20 protein-coding genes and 1 tRNA gene are annotated in these 19,386 nt (G+C 64.2%); 12 read left to right on the forward strand and 9 right to left on the reverse strand.

Annotation, left to right across the window (positions count from 1 at the left end):
- A complete protein-coding gene (locus GA0071312_RS01145) occupies positions 1-567 on the forward strand; it encodes a GNAT family N-acetyltransferase (protein ID WP_083204206.1) in 567 nt (188 codons plus the stop codon).
- Between the two features lie 168 nt (positions 568-735).
- Here GA0071312_RS01145 and GA0071312_RS01150 read toward each other — a convergent pair.
- Together GA0071312_RS01150 and cpdR are read right to left on the reverse strand one after the other, a co-directional pair.
- Positions 736-810: transfer RNA gene (locus GA0071312_RS01150), tRNA-Val, on the reverse strand.
- Between the two features lie 99 nt (positions 811-909).
- Positions 910-1,266: a cell cycle two-component system response regulator CpdR gene (gene cpdR, locus GA0071312_RS01155; protein WP_074444092.1), complete on the reverse strand. Its 357-nt coding sequence runs from the start codon at positions 1,264-1,266 to the stop codon at positions 910-912.
- A 288-nt stretch (positions 1,267-1,554) separates the two neighbouring features.
- Here cpdR and GA0071312_RS01160 point away from each other — a divergent pair, with 288 nt between their 5' ends.
- Complete coding sequence (locus GA0071312_RS01160) at positions 1,555-2,490, forward strand: N-formylglutamate amidohydrolase (RefSeq protein WP_074443283.1); 936 nt, start codon at positions 1,555-1,557, stop codon at positions 2,488-2,490.
- Between the two features lie 225 nt (positions 2,491-2,715).
- On the opposite strand, the gene GA0071312_RS01165 is transcribed toward GA0071312_RS01160, so the two are convergent.
- Complete coding sequence (locus tag GA0071312_RS01165) at positions 2,716-2,940, reverse strand: SMc00767 family acetate metabolism repressor (RefSeq protein WP_074443284.1); 225 nt, start codon at positions 2,938-2,940, stop codon at positions 2,716-2,718.
- 66 nt (positions 2,941-3,006) lie between these two features.
- Positions 3,007-4,317, reverse strand: coding sequence for an isocitrate lyase (gene aceA / locus GA0071312_RS01170; RefSeq protein ID WP_074443285.1), 1,311 nt, complete (start codon positions 4,315-4,317; stop codon positions 3,007-3,009).
- A gap of 209 nt (positions 4,318-4,526) precedes the next feature.
- On the opposite strand from aceA, the gene GA0071312_RS01175 reads away from it, so the two are divergent.
- From GA0071312_RS01175 to GA0071312_RS01190, 4 genes are all read left to right on the forward strand, one after another.
- Positions 4,527-5,960: a helix-turn-helix domain-containing protein gene (locus GA0071312_RS01175; RefSeq protein WP_074443286.1), complete on the forward strand. Its 1,434-nt coding sequence runs from the start codon at positions 4,527-4,529 to the stop codon at positions 5,958-5,960.
- A 124-nt stretch (positions 5,961-6,084) separates the two neighbouring features.
- On the forward strand, positions 6,085-7,074 hold the full coding sequence (gene denD / locus GA0071312_RS01180) for a D-erythronate dehydrogenase (protein WP_074444093.1): 990 nt from the start codon (positions 6,085-6,087) through the stop codon (positions 7,072-7,074).
- Between the two features lie 151 nt (positions 7,075-7,225).
- Positions 7,226-8,662, forward strand: a complete 1,437-nt coding sequence (locus GA0071312_RS01185) for a mannose-1-phosphate guanylyltransferase/mannose-6-phosphate isomerase (RefSeq protein ID WP_074443287.1) — start codon at positions 7,226-7,228, stop codon at positions 8,660-8,662.
- A 20-nt stretch (positions 8,663-8,682) separates the two neighbouring features.
- Positions 8,683-8,883 (forward strand): DUF6494 family protein, encoded by a 201-nt coding sequence (locus tag GA0071312_RS01190; RefSeq protein ID WP_074443288.1) that lies wholly within the window; start codon positions 8,683-8,685, stop codon positions 8,881-8,883.
- A 23-nt stretch (positions 8,884-8,906) separates the two neighbouring features.
- Here the strand turns inward: GA0071312_RS01190 and GA0071312_RS01195 are convergent, their stop codons facing one another.
- Positions 8,907-9,221 carry a DUF1272 domain-containing protein gene (locus tag GA0071312_RS01195; RefSeq protein WP_074444094.1) on the reverse strand — a complete coding sequence of 105 codons (315 nt, stop codon included), beginning with the start codon at positions 9,219-9,221 and terminating at the stop codon, positions 8,907-8,909.
- A gap of 218 nt (positions 9,222-9,439) precedes the next feature.
- Here GA0071312_RS01195 and GA0071312_RS01200 point away from each other — a divergent pair, with 218 nt between their 5' ends.
- The gene (locus GA0071312_RS01200) at positions 9,440-10,225 is read left to right on the forward strand and encodes a hypothetical protein (RefSeq protein WP_074443289.1); all 786 of its coding nucleotides are present in this window, start codon (positions 9,440-9,442) and stop codon (positions 10,223-10,225) included.
- Entirely contained in the window at positions 10,218-11,201 is a 984-nt protein-coding gene (locus tag GA0071312_RS01205; RefSeq protein ID WP_420819942.1) for a tyrosine recombinase XerC, read from the forward strand. The genes GA0071312_RS01200 and GA0071312_RS01205 overlap by 8 nt, the downstream gene beginning before the upstream one ends.
- A 48-nt stretch (positions 11,202-11,249) precedes the next feature.
- Here GA0071312_RS01205 and GA0071312_RS19475 read toward each other — a convergent pair whose 3' ends face one another.
- Positions 11,250-11,732, reverse strand: coding sequence for a hypothetical protein (locus GA0071312_RS19475; RefSeq protein WP_131817665.1), 483 nt, complete (start codon positions 11,730-11,732; stop codon positions 11,250-11,252).
- A 110-nt stretch (positions 11,733-11,842) separates the two neighbouring features.
- On the opposite strand from GA0071312_RS19475, the gene GA0071312_RS01210 reads away from it, so the two are divergent.
- Both GA0071312_RS01210 and GA0071312_RS01215 read left to right on the forward strand, forming a co-directional pair.
- Entirely contained in the window at positions 11,843-13,492 is a 1,650-nt protein-coding gene (locus tag GA0071312_RS01210; RefSeq protein WP_074443290.1) for an IS1634 family transposase, read from the forward strand.
- Positions 13,493-13,992: 500 nt separating this feature from the next.
- A complete protein-coding gene (locus GA0071312_RS01215; RefSeq protein WP_238947047.1) occupies positions 13,993-15,231 on the forward strand; it encodes an FAD-binding domain-containing protein in 1,239 nt (412 codons plus the stop codon).
- A gap of 308 nt (positions 15,232-15,539) precedes the next feature.
- On the opposite strand, the gene GA0071312_RS01220 is transcribed toward GA0071312_RS01215, so the two are convergent.
- The 3 genes from GA0071312_RS01220 to GA0071312_RS01230 form a co-directional block, all read right to left on the reverse strand.
- Entirely contained in the window at positions 15,540-16,007 is a 468-nt protein-coding gene (locus GA0071312_RS01220) for a hypothetical protein (RefSeq protein ID WP_131817666.1), read from the reverse strand.
- 34 nt (positions 16,008-16,041) lie between these two features.
- Positions 16,042-16,647, reverse strand: coding sequence for an RES family NAD+ phosphorylase (locus GA0071312_RS01225; RefSeq protein ID WP_476707469.1), 606 nt, complete (start codon positions 16,645-16,647; stop codon positions 16,042-16,044).
- An 80-nt stretch (positions 16,648-16,727) separates the two neighbouring features.
- On the reverse strand, positions 16,728-17,162 hold the full coding sequence (locus GA0071312_RS01230) for an antitoxin Xre-like helix-turn-helix domain-containing protein (protein WP_238947048.1): 435 nt from the start codon (positions 17,160-17,162) through the stop codon (positions 16,728-16,730).
- A gap of 210 nt (positions 17,163-17,372) precedes the next feature.
- Here GA0071312_RS01230 and GA0071312_RS01235 point away from each other — a divergent pair, with 210 nt between their 5' ends.
- Together GA0071312_RS01235 and GA0071312_RS01240 are read left to right on the forward strand one after the other, a co-directional pair.
- On the forward strand, positions 17,373-18,320 hold the full coding sequence (locus GA0071312_RS01235) for a 1-phosphofructokinase family hexose kinase (protein ID WP_074443294.1): 948 nt from the start codon (positions 17,373-17,375) through the stop codon (positions 18,318-18,320).
- The gene (locus GA0071312_RS01240; protein WP_074443295.1) at positions 18,317-19,321 is read left to right on the forward strand and encodes a 2-hydroxyacid dehydrogenase; all 1,005 of its coding nucleotides are present in this window, start codon (positions 18,317-18,319) and stop codon (positions 19,319-19,321) included. The genes GA0071312_RS01235 and GA0071312_RS01240 overlap by 4 nt, the downstream gene beginning before the upstream one ends.
- Positions 19,322-19,386 lie beyond the last annotated feature (65 nt).

Here is a 19,386-nt window from a genome sequence, read left to right on the forward strand (position 1 = left end):
ATGACCAACGCGCCCATACCACCCGCATCCGGGTTCAGCCTCATGCGGATCGAGGCTGCGGCGATGTCCGATGCGCTCGATGACCTCGCCGGGATCCTGCATGCCTGCGTAGCCGACGGCGCCGCCGTCAGCTTCATCCTGCCCTTCGCGCGCGACGAGGCCCGCGCCTTCTGGCGCGACAGCGTCCTGCCGCAGGTCGAAGCGGGCGCGACGATCCTGCTCGCAGCCCGAGACGAGGCCGACGGGGGCCTCATCGGCACGGTCCAGCTCGGCATCGACACACCGCCGAACCAGCCTCACCGCGCCGATCTGAAGAAGCTGCTCGTGCATCCGCGCGCACGCCGGCGCGGCATCGCCCGGGCCCTGATCGCGCGACTGGAAGGCGAAGCGCTCGCCTGCGGACGCAGCATGATCACCCTCGACACCCGCACCGGGGACATGGCGGAGCCGCTTTATCGGGCCATGGGCTACGAAGAAGCAGGCGTCATCCCCGATTACAGCCTCGACGTCACCGCAACGCAGCTGGACGCCACGACTGTGTTTTACAAGCGGTTGAGCGGGAAATAGTTTTCGCGAGCGCGCCATTCATGCCCGGACATGCATGGCCGGACATATGGCATGCATCCGCGAAGAAGGGGTATTGCGGCAAGGATTCATGGAAAACCAGGCCGCCGGATCCAGCCATAAGCAGCAGCTGTATCGCCCTGAATTTCGAGGATTTCGACGTTTTCAAGATGGTGGGCGCGGCTGGGATTGAACCAGCGACCCCTACGATGTCAACGTAGTGCTCTCCCGCTGAGCTACGCGCCCATCTTGGCCCGGCGTTGCGGCGCCGTCTGTGCAGCGCTGCCGTGGGAGCGCGTATAGCGAACCCGCTTCGGCGGCGCAAGCGGCTTGATCAGGAAATCTTCACGCGGCGAGGAGTTTTTCGACTTCGCCGACGAGATCCTTCAGATGGAAGGGCTTCGACAGCACCTTGGCATCCTTGGGGGTCTCCGCATCGGCATTGAGCGCGACCGCCGCAAAGCCGGTGATGAACATCACCTTGATATCCGGATCGAGCTCCGTCGCCCGGCGGGCGAGCTCGATTCCGTCCATCTCGGGCATCACGATATCGGTGAGCAGCAGCTCGAACGGCTCCTCGCGCAGCCGGTTATAGGCCGACAGCCCGTTATCGAACGAGGCCACGTCGTAGCCCGCATTCTGGAGCGCCTTCACGAGGAAGCGGCGCATGTCGTTGTCGTCTTCGGCGAGTAGAATTTTCATGGTGTCCCGCATTGCCGATCCCGGCTTACCTTCCATCTTTCCCATAAGGCCCTGCCCCGGTAAACATCGCGTGAAAGCAAATGTCGCGGCAGCAGGAAAACGGCGCAAAGACGCACATGCGCAGATGAACACGGCGCAGGCGCGGTGATATGGTTGCGACCGATATCGCAAAGATACGCTCTTGCCATCGGCGCGCTCGCGCGAAACATTGGCAGTGTTGATCAACAGGGCAAATGCTGGCGTGACGATACGGGCGAAGGGCTGTGCGCATTGAAGGACGCGACTGACATGACGGGCATCGAGGCTGGCGAGGCTGCCGGTGGCGACAGCGGACCCGCCGCCCTGTTCGATCCGCCTTTCGCGGTCGCTCTGCCCGACCGACCGGTCGGCGGCTTCGTTTTCGATTCGCCCCATTCCGGCGCGGTCTATCCGCAAGCCTTTCTCGAAGACGGGCGCCTGACCGCACATACGATACGCCGCTCGGAAGATGCCTATGTCGACAGGCTGTTCGCGCCGATGGTCGCCCATGGCGCCCCCCTGATCCGCGCGCTGTTTCCACGCGCCTATCTCGATCTCAACCGCGAGCCCTACGAGCTCGATCCGCGCATGTTTGAAGGCCGCCTGCCCGCTTTCGCCAATACCCGCTCGATCCGCGTCGCCGGCGGACTCGGCACGATTCCGCGCATCGTCGCGGACGGGCACGAGATCTATACCGGGCGCATCCCCGTGCGCGAGGGGCTGGCGCGGATCGAGACGCTCTACAAACCCTATCACCGCACCCTGCGGCGGCTGATCACCAGAACCCAGAACCGGTTCGGCTATGCCTGCCTGATCGATTGCCATTCGATGCCCTCGACCAGCCTCTCTGCCGAATCACTCGGCCAGGTCGATATCGTTCTCGGCGACCGCTACGGATCGAGCTGCAGTCATGTGCTGACGGATCTGGTCGAGGTGGCGCTCCGGGCACGCGGTTTCGGCGTGATGCGCAACAAGCCTTATGCCGGCGGCTTCATCACCGAGCATTACGGCGAGCCCTCAGGCCACCGCCACGCGCTGCAGATCGAGGTCAACCGCGCGCTCTACATGCACGAAGCGACGCTGACACCGCATGCCTGGTTCGACGAGATCTCACACGCGCTCTGCGCGGCGCTTGCCGAGGTGCTCGCTGCGGGCGGGGTTTTCGCCGCACGCCCCTTCGAGCCGCCGGCCATCGCGGCGGAGTGATCTGCCCCCATGCTGCAACAAAAAGCGGGACCAGCTGCCGCCGGTCCCGTCGAAGGTGGTACGGCATCCGCTCGGATCGGCTGCGGATGCCGCACGAGGGTCCGCCTCGAAACTTCCGATTAGAGCATCATGCCGTCAGGTGGATACTGGCTGACGGATTGATGCATCGAACAATGACCTGGAGCGCCCGGCCTGACTTTCGTCAGGTCGGAACGCGCTAAGGGATCACTTCTGCTTGACGATGATCGGCGTCAGCAAATCGCCCCAGTAGCCATCCTGGTGGTGATGGCGCGAGGCGCGCTGCAATTCGATGGAGAGGCCGGAATTCACGGCCTCCGCGACGGCTGCATTGAGGCGGTGGAGCTGGTTGGCGAGCATGCGGATCGCCGCCTGCTGCTGCTCGTCCATGGTGGTGGCCAGATCTTCGGCGCGTTCCTTGACGTTGGGCATGATCGTATCTCCCTGAGGATTGTTGCGGATGGCGGGCGGGGCTCATCCCCCACCCGACCGGAATGCTCACTCGGCTGCGTGCAGTTTCGGCTCGTCCTTGGCGAACTGGGCCGTCTCGGTGGAGGCGCCCATCGCCGTGGTCGAGGAGCGCCCGCCCGTGATCGTCATCGAGACCTGGTCGAAATAGCCGGTGCCGACTTCGCGCTGGTGGCGGGTGGCGGTGAAGCCGTTCGCCTCGGCAGCGAATTCCGCCTGCTGCATCTCGGAATAGGCGCCCATGCCGCGATCGCGGTAACCGCGGGCCAGCTCGAACATCGACAGGTTGAGCGAGTGGAAACCCGCCAGCGTGACGAACTGGAACTTGTAGCCCATCGCTCCGAGCTCGCGCTGGAACTGCTCGATCGTGTCCGGATCGAGATTCTTGCGCCAGTTGAACGAGGGCGAGCAGTTATAGGCCAGCAGCTTGCCGGGATATTGCGCGTGGATCGCCTCGGCGAAGCGGCGCGCCTCGTCGAGATCCGGCCGCGACGTCTCCCACCACAGGATGTCCGCCGTCTCGGCGAAGGCGAGGCCGCGCGCGATGCAGTGATCGACGCCGGTGCCTTCCTTGAGGCGGTAGAAACCCTCCGGCGTGCGGCTGTCGGGTTCGATGAAGGGGCGGTCGCGCTCATCGATATCGGAGGTGATCAGCCGGGCCGATTCCGCATCGGTGCGGCACATGACCATGGTGGGCACGCCCATCACGTCGGCGGCGAGGCGCGCAGCATTCAGATTGCGCTCATGCGCAGCGGTGGGGATGAGGACCTTGCCGCCCAGATGCCCGCACTTCTTCTCCGAGGCGAGTTGATCCTCGAAATGCACGCCCGCAGCGCCCGCCTCGATGAAGGCCTTCATGATCTCGTAGGCGTTGAGCGGCCCGCCGAAACCGGCCTCGGCATCGGCCACGATCGGGGCGAACCAGTCGCGCTGGGCACCACCTTCCGCATGCTCGATCTCGTCGGCGCGCTTGAGGGTGCGGTTGATCCGCCGACACAGTTCCGGGGCGCCGTTGGCCGGGTAGAGCGACTGGTCGGGATACATCTGCGAGGCAGTGTTGGAATCGGCGGCGACCTGCCAGCCGGAGAGGTAGATCGCCTTGAGCCCGGCGCGCACCTGCTGCATGGCCTGGTTGCCGGTCATCGCGCCCAGGGTGTTGATGAAGGGCTCGTCATGCAACAGCTTCCACAGCTTCACCGCACCACGCTCGGCGAGCGTGTGGGCGATGGGGAAGGAGCCGCGCAGCCGCAACACATCCTCCGGCGCATAGGGCCGGCGAATACCGTCGAAGCGGCCTTCCGGCGCGGCGGGAACGAGGTCCTGGAAGGTCGGCTTGCTCATCTGTGTCTCCTCAACATTCTCGACATGTTTTTTACAACTTTGGTCGTAGCGATCTGATTTCGTCTCTATTGACCGCTGGAACCTGTCTCAATTGATGCTATGTTGCGCTGCGATGGGCAAGACAGACAATTTTCGGAAAAAGTCGCAGTGTCGAAATGCGACTGCTGTTGATCTGTAAAATTGTCAAAATTTGTAAAAAGGCGACGCTGATGAGCGACGATGCAGCACGCAAGATCATGGCCGGCGGGCGCCTGCGCCGCCTGCGCCAGGAGCTCGGTCTCTCCCAGACCGGGATGGCGACGGAGCTCGGCATCTCGGTGAGCTATCTCAACCTGATCGAGCGCAACCAGCGCCCGGTGACGGCGCAGGTGCTGATCAGGCTGGCCGAGGTCTACGACATCGACCCCCGCGAATTCGCCCGCGAGGAGGAATTGCGCATTGTCGGCGAGCTGGAGGAAATCTTCGCCGATCCGCTGTTTCGCGATTCCCCCGTCCCGCGCGGCGCGCTGCGCGAGATCGCCGATACGACGCCGACGCTCGCCACCGCGATCCAGCGGCTCTACGCGGCCTATGGGCAGTTGCGCGAAGGCGGCCCGCTGGCGCACGGGCCCGGCGATGCGGACCGCGCCGAGGGCGCGGCGCCGGAGCAGCCCGTCGAGCGGGTGCGCGATTTCCTGCATGCGGCCAACAACCATTTCCCCGAGCTCGAGGCAGCAGCCGAGCGGGTGGCGCAGGAACTGGGCGAATCCGGCCCGAACCTGTTCTTCGCCCTGTCGGAGCGCCTGCGCGAGCGCCACGGCCTGCGCGTGCAGATCCTGCCCGTTGACGTCATGCAATCGGCCCTGCGCCGCTTCGACCGCCACCGCCGGCGGCTGATGATCTCGGAGCTGGTCGAGCCATCCGGGCGCACCTTCCAGGCCGCCTACCAGCTCGCCTTCGCGGAATGCGCCGAGACCATCGCGCGCATCGCCGATACGCTCGAATCACGCGACGGGTCGGTGCGGCGGCTGGTGCGGATCACGCTGGCGAATTACTTCGCCGCCGCCGTGATGATGCCCTATGCCCCCTTCCTGCAGGCGGCGGAAGCGCTCGCCTATGATGTCGAGGTCTTGTGCGCGCGTTTCGGGGCGAGCTTCGAGCAGGTCGCCCATCGCCTGACCACGCTGGCGCGCCCGAGCGCGCGCGGCGTGCCGTTCTTTCTGGTGCGGGTCGATACGGCCGGAAACGTGTCGAAGCGGTTTTCGTCGGGCTCCTTCCCGTTCTCGCGCTTCGGCGGCACCTGCCCGCGCTGGAACCTGCATCACAGCTTCCGCGCGCCGGGGCGCGTTTTGTGCGACGTGGTCGAACTGCCCGACGGCGCACGCTGGTTCTCGCTCGCGCGCACCGTGCGACGCAATGCACAGGCCTGGGGCGAGCCGGAGGCGCAGTTCACCATCGGGCTCGGTTGCGAACTGAAATATGCCAGCCGCCTGGTCTATGCGAAGGGGATGGACTGGAAGTTGCGCGAGCCGACACCGATCGGCGTCAATTGCCGGCTCTGCGAGCGGCAGAACTGCGCCCAGCGCGCCGCGCCGCCGATCCTGCGACAGCTTAGCGTCGACGAAACCACGCGCGGCGTCTCGCCCTTCGCCTTCGAGAACTGAGGCCGCAACGCGCGTGCCCGTGCCGCCTTGCACGAAAGGGCCTTTACCTGCCCGCCCGTGCGGGCATCATGACCCGATAACGAAGGAGCCCCGCATGGCGGCGGCAAATAACGGGGAGGATTGCATGCATGTTCTCGTGACCGGCGCCGCCGGAATGATCGGTCGTAAACTCGTGGAGCGCCTCGCCGAAGAGGGGCGCATCGGCGGCGCCGAGATCACCAGAGCCACCCTCCACGACATCGTCGCGCCGCAAGCCCCCTCCTTCGCGCCGTTCACGGTGGAGAGCATTGCCGCCGATTTCGCCGATCCCGCCGTGCCGGCGCGGCTGGTTTCCGGCAAGCCCGATCTGATCTTTCACCTCGCCGCCATCGTCTCCGGCGAAGCGGAGACCGATTTCGACAAGGGATACGCCATCAATCTCGACGGCACGCGGCGTCTGTTCGATGCGCTGCGGGCGCTCGGCGATGATGGCACATATCATCCACGCATCGTCTACGCCTCCTCCGTCGCCGCCTTCGGCGCGCCGCTGCCGGATCTGATCGACGACGAATTCCTGCAGGCTCCGCTGACGAGTTACGGCACGCAGAAGGTCATCGGGGAACTGCTCCTGACCGATTACACCCGCAAGGGCATCTTCACCGGCATCGGCATTCGCCTGCCCACGATCTGCGTGCGCCCAGGCAAGCCCAACAAGGCGGCATCCGGCTTCTTCTCGAATATTATCCGCGAGCCGCTGGCGGGCCATGAGGCGGTGCTGCCGGTGGATGAGAGCGTGACGCACTGGCACGCCTCGCCACGCTCGGCCATCGGCTTCATGATGCATGCCGCGACGCTGGACAGCGAGAAGATCGGTCCGCGCCGCAATCTCAACATGCCGGGCGTGCGCGCCACCGTCGGCGAGCAGATCGAGGCCCTGCGCAGGATCGCCGGCGAGAACGTCGTGGCCCGCATCCGCCGGGAGCCCGACGAGATGATCCGCGCCATCGTCGGAAACTGGGCGCGCGGCTTCTCGCCAAAGCGTGCGCTGGCGCTCGGTTTCACGGCGGATGAGAGCTTCGAGGCGATCATCCGGACCCATATCGAGGACGAGCTCGGCGGCGAATTCGTGCGCTGAGCATCACGCCGCAACGGCAGATTTTTTCGCCACTGCCCCTTGCCGTATGCCCGGAATTCGGCAACCTCCCGCATATCCGCCGGTCACGCCGGCACTCGACCGGATCCGCGCGCATCAGTCACGCGCAGGATCCGGCTGCGGAAAAGGTGCGATGGACGAAACAAATACGATCTGCCCGGTGATCCTGTGCGGCGGCGCGGGTACCCGTCTGTGGCCGTTATCCCGCAAGAGCTATCCCAAGCAGTTTGCACAATTGCTCGGGCGCGAGAGCCTGTTCCAGGGCACGGTGCGGCGCATGGCCGAGGCCGGTTTCGCGGCCCCGCTGGCGATCACGGGGGAGGATTTCCGCTTCATCGTCACCGAGCAGCTCGCCGCCGTCGAGCAGGTTGCCCGCGCCACCCTGATAGAACCGCAACCGCGCAACACCGCGCCCGCCATCCTCGCCGCCGCTTTTTGGCTGCGTGAGAGCGATCCCGATGCGCTGATGCTCGTCGCCCCGTCCGATCACGTGATTCCCGACACCCCCGCCTTCCGCGCGCGCGTCGAGGCTGCCATCCCGGCGGCGCGCGCGGGGACGCTCGTGAGCTTCGGCGTGACGCCGACGCGCCCGGAAACGGGCTACGGTTATCTGGCCCTGACGCCGGAGGCGGATCCGCAGGGGGTTGCGCCGCAGCCGCTCGCGGGTTTCGTCGAAAAGCCGGATGCCGCGCGTGCGGCACAGATGCTGACCGAGGGGCGTTTTCTGTGGAATGCCGGCATCTTTCTGTTTTCGGTCAAGGCACTGATTGCCGCATTCAGCCGCCACGCGCCCGATCTCATGGAGCCGGTCGCCGGCGCCGTGGCGCAGTCACAGGCCGATCTCGGCTTCACCCGCCTCGCTGCGGAGCCGTGGGCGCAGGCGCGCGATATCTCGGTCGATTACGCCATCATGGAAAAGGCGGAGAATCTCGCCGCCGTGCCGCTGACGGCGCATTGGTCCGATCTCGGCGGCTGGGAGGCCGTCTGGCAGGAAAGCGGGCCGGACGGGCAGGGTAACGTCGTCTCCGGCCATGCGCTCGCTCAGGATTGCCGCGACACGCTCTTGCGCTCCGAGGCGGAAGGGCTCGAACTCGTCGGGATCGGCCTCGACAATATCGTCGCGGTGGCAATGAAGGACGCCGTCCTGGTCGCACGCAAGGACCGGGCGCAGGAGGTCAAGGATGCCGTCGCAACGCTCAAGGCGCAGGGCGTGGCACAAGCCACCGCCTTTCCGCGTGATCACCGCCCCTGGGGCTGGTTCGAAAGCCTTGCCGTGGGAGAACGTTTCCAGGTGAAGCGCATTGTCGTCAAACCTGGCGGCGCCCTGTCGCTGCAAAGCCATATGCACCGCTCGGAACACTGGATCGTGGTTGCCGGTACCGCCCGCGTCACGATCGACGGGCAGGAAAGCCTCCTCGGGGAGAACCGGTCGGTCTATATTCCCCTCGGCTCCGTGCATCGCCTCGAGAATCCCGGCAAGCTGCCGATGGTTCTGATCGAAGTGCAGACCGGGGCCTATCTGGGTGAGGACGACATCATCCGCTACGAAGACATCTACGCGCGTCGCTGACGCCAACGGGAGGAAAGATCATGGACGAAGATCGTTTCAACATGGAAATGCGCAAGTTTCTCAAGGAAGTCGGCGTCACCTCTCAACGCGAGATCGAGCGTCTCGTGCGCGACGGCGCGGTCAAGGGCGGCGAATTGCGCCTGCGCATGACGCTGACGGCGGAGAATGCCGATCTCGAACATGTCGTCGAGCGCACATTGCCGGTGCCCGACGAATCGTGATCGCGCGCAGCGCCATCGTCGCCTCAGCGGTCCTGCGGCGGGATGTGCCTGATCCGCTCGACATGGGCCTTGATATCCTCGCAACTGAACTTGCTGTGGACCCGTCTGGTGGAAGCGGGATGGTATTGCAGGCCGAGGTTTCTGTCGGCGCGCCAGGCCCTCATCGGGCGAATCGGGCGCGGCACGAAACCGCCGCCGCAGGTCGGGCAGACATTATGAAGCACGTTCTCGACGCAATCGGCGCAGTAGGTGCATTCATAGGTGCAGATGCGCGCCTCGGTCGATTGCGGCGGCAGATCCTTGTCACACAATTCGCAATTCGGGCGCAATTCGAGCATCGGAACCTCCATCCGGGACATCTGTGCCGGTGATCTAACGGCTTGCCGGCATAGGCTTGTCATCATACGGCGCAATCTTGCATGAGCGAATGCAAAGATTGCGTGCCTTAAGTTTCGCAATGCATGCAACAGCAGATGCGCCATCCCATGTGGAATTTCGTCACCTGCGCGCTCGCGGGCGCTATCACGGCGGGCACGGACCGGCTATGCATTGAAATATGCGTGACAGCAGACGAGTCGATCATCAGGCGCTGACACAGGGCGCATTCTCGGGCGCGGTGGCCTTCGCGAAGGCCGCCCCGCTCGTCGTGCTCGACACGGTGATCCTCGCCGCGCTCGTCGATCTCGCCCGGCGGCTGCTGCTGCCGACGGGCTCCACCTCGCCCTATCTGGTCGGCACGGTCGAGGCGGTGCTTGGCGTCTTCGTCTTTGCGCCGATGATCATCGCTGCCCATCGCTACAGCGTGGCGGGGATGCTCACGCCGCGCCTCACCGGATCTCTCGCCGGGCCGATCTTCGGGCGCTTCGTCAAGACCTCGCTGATCCTGTCGCTGATCACCGTGGCGGGTTACGCGGGTGGCGCGTTTCTCTCCGAGGCGCTGGACCCGCCGCTCGGCACCGCCGTCTTTTTCATGGCCTTCGCCGCGACCATCGCCCTGTCGGTGCGTTTGGGCCCGCTGTTTCCCGCCATCTCCGTGAACGCGAACGGCGCGGGCTGGGGCGCCGCCTGGCGCGATACAGCCGGGTACGGCTGGCGGATCTTCTTCGTGCTCGCCATATGCAGCCTGCCCTTCATCCTTCTCGGCCTGCCGCTCGAAACCGCCATGCGCGAGGTGGAGATTCTGCGCGTCGCCGGGCTGATCCTGACCCTCTTGCGCGCCGTGATCGAAACCGGCTGGACGCTGGTACTCGCCTGCGCGGCGGGACTGATCTACAAGGAACTCGCGCGCGAATTGCTGCTCGCACCGCCCTCCGGGGGCGCATCGGGAGGCAATCATGGCTGAGGCGTCCGAGAAGACGGTGATGCAGGATTTTCCGGCAAAGCCTGATCTGGCCGAGTCGATTCGCGCCTGGCTCTCGCGCCTGGCGTTTGAGCGCCGCGCGGCGCCGAAGACGCTGCAGGCCTATGCGCGCGATCTGCGCCAGTTCACGCAATTCCTCGTCGAACATCTCGGCGAGCCGGCGGATCGCGCAGCCTTTGCCGCCCTCGCCCCCATGGATGTGCGCGCCTTCCTCGCCGCAAGGCGTCGCTCCGGGATCGAGAGCCGCTCGCTGATGCGCCAGCTCGCGGCGTTGCGCGGCTTCGCCCGCCATCTCGCGCAGGAGGGCTATGGCGACGCCGCCGCGTTCTTCGCCGTGCGGGGGCCGCGCACCGCCAAGACGCTCCCCCGCCCCATCGGTGCGGAAGACGCCCGCGCCACCGCCTCGACCGCGACGCGGGCCGGCTCACCCCGCGAACCCTGGATTCTCGCCCGCGACGCCGCCGTGCTCGGCCTGCTCTACGGGGCGGGGCTGCGCATTTCCGAGGCGCTCGGCATCCGCGCCGGTGATGCGCCCGTGGGCGATCGCGACAGCATCCTCGTCACGGGCAAGGGCGGCAAGCAGCGCGCCGTGCCGGTGATCGTGCCGGTGCGCGCGGCGATCGCGGATTATCGCGCGCAATGCCCCTATGTCCTGAACGATGACGAGCCGCTTTTCGTCGGCGCGCGCGGGGGGGCGCTTTCGGCGCGTGTCGTGCAGCTCGCCATGGCGGAACTGCGCGGCGCCCTCGGCCTGCCCGACAGCGCCACGCCGCATGCTTTGCGCCATTCCTTCGCGACCCATCTGCTGGCCGGCGGCGGCGATCTGCGCGCCATCCAGGAACTGCTCGGCCACGCCTCGCTTTCCACCACCCAGATCTACACCCGCATCGACGCCTCGCGCATCATGGAGAGCTACAACGCCATGCATCCGCGTGCGCGGCGCGGTGAGAGCGGCTGAGGGGCGGTGGCTGATCGTGGCTCGATGGGAGAGCGGGTGACTTTTGAATCAGGCCGAATGAAACGCTTTTCTGGCAAAATTCGCACCTGTACTCGGCCGGCCTTGGTACTGCCCACCGATGAGACCGTTCACGTAAACCTCGCGATGAAACCGCGTCTTGCTTGTATTCGCGATTTCCGGATTTTGCGATAGCGCCATACCAATAAGCGTCGTTTCCAGCCAATCGACGTAGCCATCGGAGTTCGCACGGCTTTTTGAAAGACGCCATGTATCAGAAACAAGGGGAAAAAGTAATATACACGGCTTTCCACGTCGATATGATTTTTCTTTGTCCTGCGGATTCAATATTTCAGTGTAATGCAAAATCTTATGAGGTGTAAATACTTCATCACGGAACCCGCCTTGGGCGAGCGTTTTTCCGACGTACCACGGCCTAACTTTCTGTCCATTGCTAATGCAGAAGGCGTAGCAACCAATACCCAAGTTGAACAGTTGAATTGGACGAAGCGGGAACATTTTTCCGTAAGCCATTGATGTTATTGAGGTGGGGTCGGTGGGCGTCAGTTTGTGTGGTGCTAAATAATGTAAGAATAGGCGTTTCATTGCTTGACGAATGGAGGTTTCTGAGATGCTAATTCGGCATGTTCGTGCGCGAGAAGACCATCAATGGCTACACCTACATCTACCTTGTGGAGAATGTCCGCGAGGGTGGCCGCACGAAGCAGCGCATCATCCGCAATCTCGGACGCAAGGAAACGGTTCTCGCCAGCAAGGATCTCGATCGCCTGGCCGCCTCGGTCGGACGGTTCACGGAACGGGCCATGGTCCTGGATGCCATCAACAACGGTGATGTGGCGCGATACGAAGCTCGTCGCATCGGCGGGCCGCTGCTCTTCGGGCGCCTGTGGCAGCAACTCGGCATCGATCAGGTGATCGCTGATCAGCTTGGGGAACGCGGCTTCGAATTCCCGGTGGAGCGGGCCGTGTTCACCGCGACGCTGCACCGTCTGTTCGTCTCCGGCTCGGATCGCGACTGCGCGTCCTGGATGCAGGATTACGACATTCCCGGTGCCGACGATCTGTCGCTGCACCATTTCTATCGGGCCATGGCCTGGCTCGGAGAAGATCTGCCAAAGGACGAGCAGAAGGATGCGACGCCCTTTTCGCCGCGTACCGTCAAGGACGTGATCGAGGAGGCGCTGTTTGCGCGCCGGCGCGACCTGTTTACCGATCTCTCCATCGTCTTCATGGACACGACCTCCCTGTCCTTCCACGGCGAAGGCGGCGAGACGCTGGGGGCACGGGGCTATTCCAAGGACCATCGCCCTGATCTCAACCAGATGATCCTCGCCGTCATCGTCGATGCCGATGGCCGCCCGGTCTGCACCGAGATGATGCCAGGTAACACCGCCGATGTCGCCATCCTGCTGCCGATCGTGCAGCGGCTGCGCAGCCGTTTCGGTATCACCCGAGCCTGCATCGTGGCGGATCGGGGCATGATCTCGCAGGCCACGATCACGGCGCTAGAGGAACAGGGTCTGGAATATGTGTTGGGTGTGCGCGAGCGCACCGACGCACGCATGCGCCGGGTTCTCGACGATCCGCAACCCCTCACGCCGCTCCTCGTCGAGCGCAGCCAGGGCGAGACGCAGCTCTTCGCCAAGGAGGTCGTCGTCGACGGGGTCCGCTACATCGTCTGCCGCAACGAGGCGCAGGCCGAGAAGGACCGCGAGGACCGCCAGGCCATCATCGCTGCCCTCGATACGCAGTTGAAGAAGGGCGACAAGGCCCTCGTCGGCAACTCCGCCTACAGGCGTTATCTCAACACCACGACGCGTGATGCCTTCGAGATCGATGCCGGCAAGATCGCCGAGGAAGCCCGCTATGACGGGATCTTCGTCCTGCGCACCAACGCGAGGATTTCTCCGCTTCAGGCGATGCTGCGCTACCGGGACCTGCTCACCGTCGAGACGCTGTTTCGTGTCGCCAAGGCGACGCTCTCGACACGTCCGATCTTCCATTCATCCGATGCCGCCATCCGCGGCCACGTCTTCTGCTCCTTCCTCGCCCTGATGCTGCACAAGGAGCTGTTCGACCGCTGCACCGAAGCCGGGATCAAACCCGAGTGGCGCCCGCTCCTGCGTGATCTCGACCGCCTGCAGAGCGGCAAAATCGAAAAGGACGGACGCAGCATTGCCATCCGTACCCCGGTAAGCGGTCAGGTCGGGCCGGTATTCCGCGCCGTCGGCGTGGCGCTGCCGCCGAACATCGCCGAAACCGAAGCTGCTTGACCGCACGACCCTCCGACCGTGGTGCTAAAAGCGCGAAGGCGCCCCCTATCCCATTGAAAATTCATAATTATCGGAAATCAGGTGTTTAAGTTGGGCAATAGCGTTACTTAGACCCTCCCAATAATTCTCTACAACCTGCCAGAACTCTTTCTGCCATTGACCAGTCCGCTCCCTCGGAAAAAGAAATGGTCCGCAGCTTTCAAAATTCATTCGTCCAGTCCTGATTGGCTCTCGGTGAGCTCGTTCACGCGACGCCCACGTTCCGCAGTTTCGTACCCGAACCACTTCACAATCGAATCATGCGAGTGCCCACTCATATTAGCAATCCAGGATAATTACGCAAGCATAATGTCAAACAAATCAAGCATTTTTGGTTGCGCCACAATTGTTTGCATAAAAGCATCCATGTTCGTCCGACGCCCGGCGCAGCCGAAGCTGCTGACGATCACACTCTCGACGCACGCCGCGTCGGCGCTATCTCATGATGCGTGAGCCACTTCGTGAGTGACGCCGTGACCGACGCCGAAACCGCCCCTCTCCCCGAATCCACCCGCGAAGCCGCCCTCGCGCGGCTCGACGCCTTCCTCCCGCGCGCCGGCAAGGCCTATGCGGCGGCGCGCAATACCGATCCCGGCCCTGAGAACCGCGACAACGTCTCCATGCTCTCGCCCTTCCTGCGCCATCGCCTGATCGGCGAGGACGAGGTGGTGGCGCGCGTGCTGTCGCAGCACAGCTTCGCGGCCAGCGAGAAATTCGTGCAGGAGGTGTTCTGGCGCACCTATTGGAAGGGCTGGCTGGAACTGCGCCCGGCGATCTACACGCGCTATCATGAGGGTCTGGCGCAGGCGCGCACGGCGCAGCACGCGGATCCGCGTCTCGATGCGGCGATCCGCGCCGCGACATCCGGCGAGACCGGAATCGAGGGGTTCGACGACTGGGCGCGCGAGCTCGTCGCGACGGGCTACCTGCACAACCATGCCCGGATGTGGTTCGCCTCGATCTGGATCTTTACGCTGAAGCTGCCCTGGGAGCTCGGCGCCGATTTCTTCATGCGCCACCTGCTCGACGGCGATCCGGCCTCCAACACCCTGTCCTGGCGCTGGGTGGCGGGCATCCAGACGCGCGGCAAGACCTATCTCGCGCGCCGCGACAATATCGAGCGCTTCACGCAAGGACGCTTCTCCCCCGACGGCCTGAGCCCCACAGCCGAACCCCTCGACGACGCACCCCCGCCGGCGCCGCAAGGAGCGCCGCGCGGCGATGATCCGCCCACGGGCAAGGTTGCGCTGCTCATCACCGAGGAGGATTGCCGGCCGGAGACGCTTGCCCTCGGCACAGCGGAAGTCACGGCGATCGGAACGGTGCAGGCCAGCGAAGGGCGCTCCCCCGGCATGGTCGACGACAAGGTGCACCGCTTCACCCATGACGCACTCGCCGACGCGCTCGCCCGCGCGAAAGCGCATTACAGCGCGCCGGGCGCCGCCTTCGCCTTCACCGCCGCCTCCCTCACCGAACTCGCCCGCGAAGCCGGCTCCGACACCATCGTCACCGCCCACGCCCCCATCGGCCCCGCCCGCAGCCGGCTTGATGCGCTGGAGCCGGAACTGAGGGAGGCCGGCCTGCGGCTGGTGCGGGTGCTGCGCCCGCTGGACAAAGCCGCCTGGCCCCATGCGACGCGTGGGTTCTTTCCGTTTCGGGAGAAGATTCCGCAGTTGATTGGGGAGTTTGGGTTGGTTTGAGGGGGGATGTGGGTCGCCCGCGTTGCCGAGCGCACCCGTTCCGCTTATCGAACGCATTCGCAATGCGCGCTAAGAGATGGTCGCGCAGTCCGACAAGGAGAGAAAGGACGTGCTGCGCAGGCTTAGGTTCTCGGAGGTGGAGGCAGGCCGGATCTTCGAGACACTACTGTGAGAAGACGGCCGCTAACCGGAAAGCATCTTCGAGCTTTGCACAGGAGTTCACCGTGGTGGTCTGGTCGAAGCCGCAGCCGAACCCGGCTGCCCATCAAGGGGAAGGCTAATGGTGTGTTGGAGATGCCAGTGCAAATTTAATCGCATGATTCCTCCCAAGCGAAGGGGCCGAACGATAGAAATGTCCAAGCCAGCCCGAACAGATCAACGTACGTCTCCGGGTAGCGATCGGTCTCATATACAAAATGAAGCGCAACAGAGTTGCGTGAGTCAGAGAACACAGCCTGCGGAGATTCGGCAAAATGGATACTAAGGTTCCGCGCATGGATAATACCATTGAGCGCCCGCCATAGATCTTTTTCGATCTTTTGCGAACCGTTCATTTGGTACTTCCAACGCCTCGCCACAATCTCGGCAGGCTCGCTGGCTACTTCGAAGCACCTGCGTGCATTTACCGCGAACGCAACCCCGATTTCCAGGATTTTTGCGGAAACTAAGTCATGAATTTCGTCAGGGTAAACCGCGCTAGAATATGCCAATAAATCGATCGCATTTCTTTGTGCCTCGGCCCTTGCCATTCGGAGTATTGCGTTCGGTTCCGGCATTTCTAGCCCCCGCATCGTTCAAATTACGCTTACTCTAAATTCCCTCAACCGTAAACTCCGGCGCACCCCGCCAAACCAGCCTCCACCCCGCCCCCGGGCGGACGTTCTGGATGATGCCGGGATCGAAGGCGACGAAGCATCGCCCGCCCGCATGGCGCACGGAGGGATAGATCAGGCCGCGATGGCCCTCTGATCGCAGGTCTGCGGCAAGGCGCTGCCCGGCCGGGTAGCCTCGGTCCGGGTCCGGATCGAGCGCGGGGTGCGCCATTCCGTGCAGATCAGGAAAATCGCCGATGAAATCCGCGAGCAATTCCACATAGCGCGCCTCGTCCTCATAGCGCCCGATGAAGCCGAGTTCGCGGGTTCGGTGGAAGCCCACCTCCTGCGCGCTCGTCAGCATATCCCAGGCGCAATACCACGCGCCGCGCGCGCCGGTGTTGAACCGGTTGCCGCTGGGGCGGGTATAGGTGAAAGCCGCGTTGATATGGCTCTGGCCATAGAGTTGCAGATCATGCGCCCGTCGCGCAAAGGCCAGTTCGCGGCGGTCGAGCGCGGGGCTGCCCTCGCGTTCCGCGATCAGGCGGGCGCTGGTCTCGCCCTCGATCCCGGCGAGAATCTGCGCCTCCTCGTCGCTGTCCACCAATCCCCGCAATACCGGGGGCTTGTGGCGAGTCTGCGGAATCAGCCGGACAAGCGCCCGGTCATTGACGGAGGTGATCCTCAAACCCCGCCCCGCAGCGCATCGACATAGCCCCGCACGCGCAGGATCTTCGGCAACCCGCCCGCGACCATGGCGTCCAGGGGCCGCGCGCCGTCGAATTCGGGGCCCCGGTTGGGCAGCTTCACCCAGTCCCGCGAGATCGGCTCGTTGAAGTAAAGCGCGAGCGACTTGTAGAGACCGACCAGCGCGCTCAGGCGCAGCATCTGGTCCCGCGTCAGATCCCCCGGAAAGCCAGGCTTCCTGGCCCGCTTCCAGGTGGAGTCCGACATATCCGCCAGCGCCGCCGCCTCCCGCAGCGTCAAGGACCACGCATCCGCGATACGCGCAAAGGCCTTGAGGGCAACACCCTGACGATCCGGTGCGGGGCGCTCCAGAACAGGCTCTTCCATCAGTTCGCGCTCCTTCATGAACTGCGCGATAAGATAAGACCACATGACATGTATTACAAGTCCATATGGTCACATCTGGCACCCTTGGGATGGCACCACCCCTCCACATTCCCACACCAAAACGCCCCGAATTTCATCATTTCCGCCCCCCCTCCCCGAAACCAATACGGGTTTTGCGGGGTTATCCAGCTGTTAGCGACGCGATAGCATCGCAGCGAATCATGCATTGCAGCACGCGCAGGAACGGAACCCTCCATGGCGAAGATCGTCACGCTGACCCTCAATCCCTCGATCGACGGCTCCGCCGAGGCGGAGAAGGTGCGGCATACCAACAAGGTGCGCACCTCGAACGAGCGGTTTGATCCCGGCGGCGGCGGGATCAATGTGGCGCGGGTCATCAAGGCGCTCGGCGGCGACGTCTGCGCGCTCTATCTCGCCGGCGGGGTCACCGGGGATGTGCTCGACAACCTGATCGACCAGCAGGGGGTCACCCGCAAGCGCATCCCGATTGCGGATGATACGCGGCTGTCGCATGTGGTCTATGAGCGCGAGAGCGGCAAGGAATACCGCTTCACGCCGGAGGGGCCGAAGCTCGCGCCCGATGAAATCTCGGCCTGTCTTGATGCCCTGCACGGGATGGATTGCGACTATCTTGTCGCCTCGGGCAGCCTGCCGCGTGGTGTCGAGGCTGATTTCTATACCCGCGTCGCCGATATCGCCCGCGAGAAGGGCGCGCATTTCGTGCTCGATACGTCGGGCGAAGCGCTGAAAGCCGCGCTGGAGCATGGCGGCATCCATCTGGTCAAGCCGAGCCATGGCGAGTTTCGCAATCTCACGGGTCAGGATTGTCATCACGCGGACGAGATCAGCGCGGCAGCAAAGCGCATGATCGATGACGGCCAGGCGGAGATGATTGCGGTGACGCTGGGCCACGAAGGCGCAGTGCTGGTCGATCGCGACGGCGCGTACGAGCAGGCGGTGCCCGAAGTCGAGGTCAGGAGCGCCGTCGGCGCCGGGGACAGTTTCGTCGCCGGCATGACCCATGGCCTGAGCACCGGCCTGTCCAACCGGGACGCCTTCCTGCTGGGAATGGCTGCCGGCAGCGCCACCGTGATGACGCCGGGGACGCAATTGTGCCGGCGCGACGATGTCGAGCGGCTCTACGCCCGATTGCACGAATCGCGGAAGGATGCAGCGCAATGAAAATCGGTTTCTTCTCTACCAAACCCTATGACCGCACCTATTTCGACGCGGCGAACCGCGAGGCGGGGCACGAACTGTCCTATTTCGAAGCGCCCCTGCGCGCCGAGACGGCGGTGCTGGCCGGCGATGCGCAGGCCGTTTGCGGCTTCGTCAACGACACGCTGGACCGGGCGGTTCTCGAAAAACTCGCTGATCAGGGGATCAGGCTCGTCACCCTGCGCTCGGCCGGGTTCAACCATGTCGATCTGGAAGCGGCCGAGGCACTCGGCATCACCGTGGCGCGGGTGCCGGCCTATTCGCCCCATGCGGTGGCCGAGCATACGCTGGCCCTCGTGCTTGCGCTGAACCGGCGCATCCACAAGGCGCATAACCGGGTGCGCGAGAACAATTTCAATCTCGACGGGCTGATCGGCTTCGATCTCAACGAGAAAACCGTCGGCATCATCGGCACCGGCCAGATCGGCGCCATCACCGCCGGGATCTTCCAGGGCTTCAACTGCCGGGTGATCGCTTATGACGTGGCGCCTGATCCCGATTGCGAGGCGCGCGGCATCGCTTATGTCGATCTCGATACGCTGTTTGCGCAATCCGACATCATCTCCCTGCATTGCCCGCTCACGCCACAGACGCGGCACCTGATCGGCACGGAGGCGATCGCGAAGATGAAGCCCGGTGTGATGATCGCAAACACCTCGCGCGGCGCGGTGATCGACACGCCCGCCGTGCTCGAGGCGCTCAAGGATGGCAGGATCGGCGCGCTCGCCCTCGATGTCTACGAGGAAGAAGGCGATCTGTTCTTCCGGGATCTGTCGAACGACATCCTCAGCGACGACGTCTTCGCCCGGCTCCTCACCTTCCCCAACGTGCTGATCACCGGCCACCAGGCCTTCTTCACCCACGAGGCTCTGACCAACATCGCCGAAACCACCCTCGGCAATGTCACCAGCTTCGAGAAGACCGGCGCGGCGGAGCATACGGTGTCGGTGGAAAATGTGGTCTGAGGGGATGGCGGAGGTGCTGCCGGCAATGTTGCGCGAATATGGATATTGCCGCATGAGCCGATGAC

The organism is Saliniramus fredricksonii (assembly GCF_900094735.1).
GTDB classification, from domain to species: domain Bacteria; phylum Pseudomonadota; class Alphaproteobacteria; order Rhizobiales; family Beijerinckiaceae; genus Saliniramus; species Saliniramus fredricksonii.

What these genes read in the sequence shown, in the direction of transcription:
- GA0071312_RS01145 (WP_083204206.1), top strand. Translation starts at nt 1, where the DNA reads ATGACCAACGCGCCCATACCACCCGCATCCGGGTTCAGCCTCATGCGG.
- cpdR (WP_074444092.1), bottom strand. Translation starts at nt 1,266, where the DNA reads ATGAAAATTCTACTCGCCGAAGACGACAACGACATGCGCCGCTTCCTC.
- GA0071312_RS01160 (WP_074443283.1), top strand. Translation starts at nt 1,555, where the DNA reads ATGACGGGCATCGAGGCTGGCGAGGCTGCCGGTGGCGACAGCGGACCC.
- GA0071312_RS01165 (WP_074443284.1), bottom strand. Translation starts at nt 2,940, where the DNA reads ATGCCCAACGTCAAGGAACGCGCCGAAGATCTGGCCACCACCATGGAC.
- aceA (WP_074443285.1), bottom strand. Translation starts at nt 4,317, where the DNA reads ATGAGCAAGCCGACCTTCCAGGACCTCGTTCCCGCCGCGCCGGAAGGC.
- GA0071312_RS01175 (WP_074443286.1), top strand. Translation starts at nt 4,527, where the DNA reads ATGAGCGACGATGCAGCACGCAAGATCATGGCCGGCGGGCGCCTGCGC.
- denD (WP_074444093.1), top strand. Translation starts at nt 6,085, where the DNA reads ATGCATGTTCTCGTGACCGGCGCCGCCGGAATGATCGGTCGTAAACTC.
- GA0071312_RS01185 (WP_074443287.1), top strand. Translation starts at nt 7,226, where the DNA reads ATGGACGAAACAAATACGATCTGCCCGGTGATCCTGTGCGGCGGCGCG.
- GA0071312_RS01190 (WP_074443288.1), top strand. Translation starts at nt 8,683, where the DNA reads ATGGACGAAGATCGTTTCAACATGGAAATGCGCAAGTTTCTCAAGGAA.
- GA0071312_RS01195 (WP_074444094.1), bottom strand. Translation starts at nt 9,221, where the DNA reads ATGCTCGAATTGCGCCCGAATTGCGAATTGTGTGACAAGGATCTGCCG.
- GA0071312_RS01200 (WP_074443289.1), top strand. Translation starts at nt 9,440, where the DNA reads ATGCGTGACAGCAGACGAGTCGATCATCAGGCGCTGACACAGGGCGCA.
- GA0071312_RS01205 (WP_420819942.1), top strand. Translation starts at nt 10,218, where the DNA reads ATGGCTGAGGCGTCCGAGAAGACGGTGATGCAGGATTTTCCGGCAAAG.
- GA0071312_RS19475 (WP_131817665.1), bottom strand. Translation starts at nt 11,732, where the DNA reads ATGGCTTACGGAAAAATGTTCCCGCTTCGTCCAATTCAACTGTTCAAC.
- GA0071312_RS01210 (WP_074443290.1), top strand. Translation starts at nt 11,843, where the DNA reads ATGTTCGTGCGCGAGAAGACCATCAATGGCTACACCTACATCTACCTT.
- GA0071312_RS01220 (WP_131817666.1), bottom strand. Translation starts at nt 16,007, where the DNA reads ATGCCGGAACCGAACGCAATACTCCGAATGGCAAGGGCCGAGGCACAA.
- GA0071312_RS01230 (WP_238947048.1), bottom strand. Translation starts at nt 17,162, where the DNA reads ATGTGGTCTTATCTTATCGCGCAGTTCATGAAGGAGCGCGAACTGATG.
- GA0071312_RS01235 (WP_074443294.1), top strand. Translation starts at nt 17,373, where the DNA reads ATGGCGAAGATCGTCACGCTGACCCTCAATCCCTCGATCGACGGCTCC.
- GA0071312_RS01240 (WP_074443295.1), top strand. Translation starts at nt 18,317, where the DNA reads ATGAAAATCGGTTTCTTCTCTACCAAACCCTATGACCGCACCTATTTC.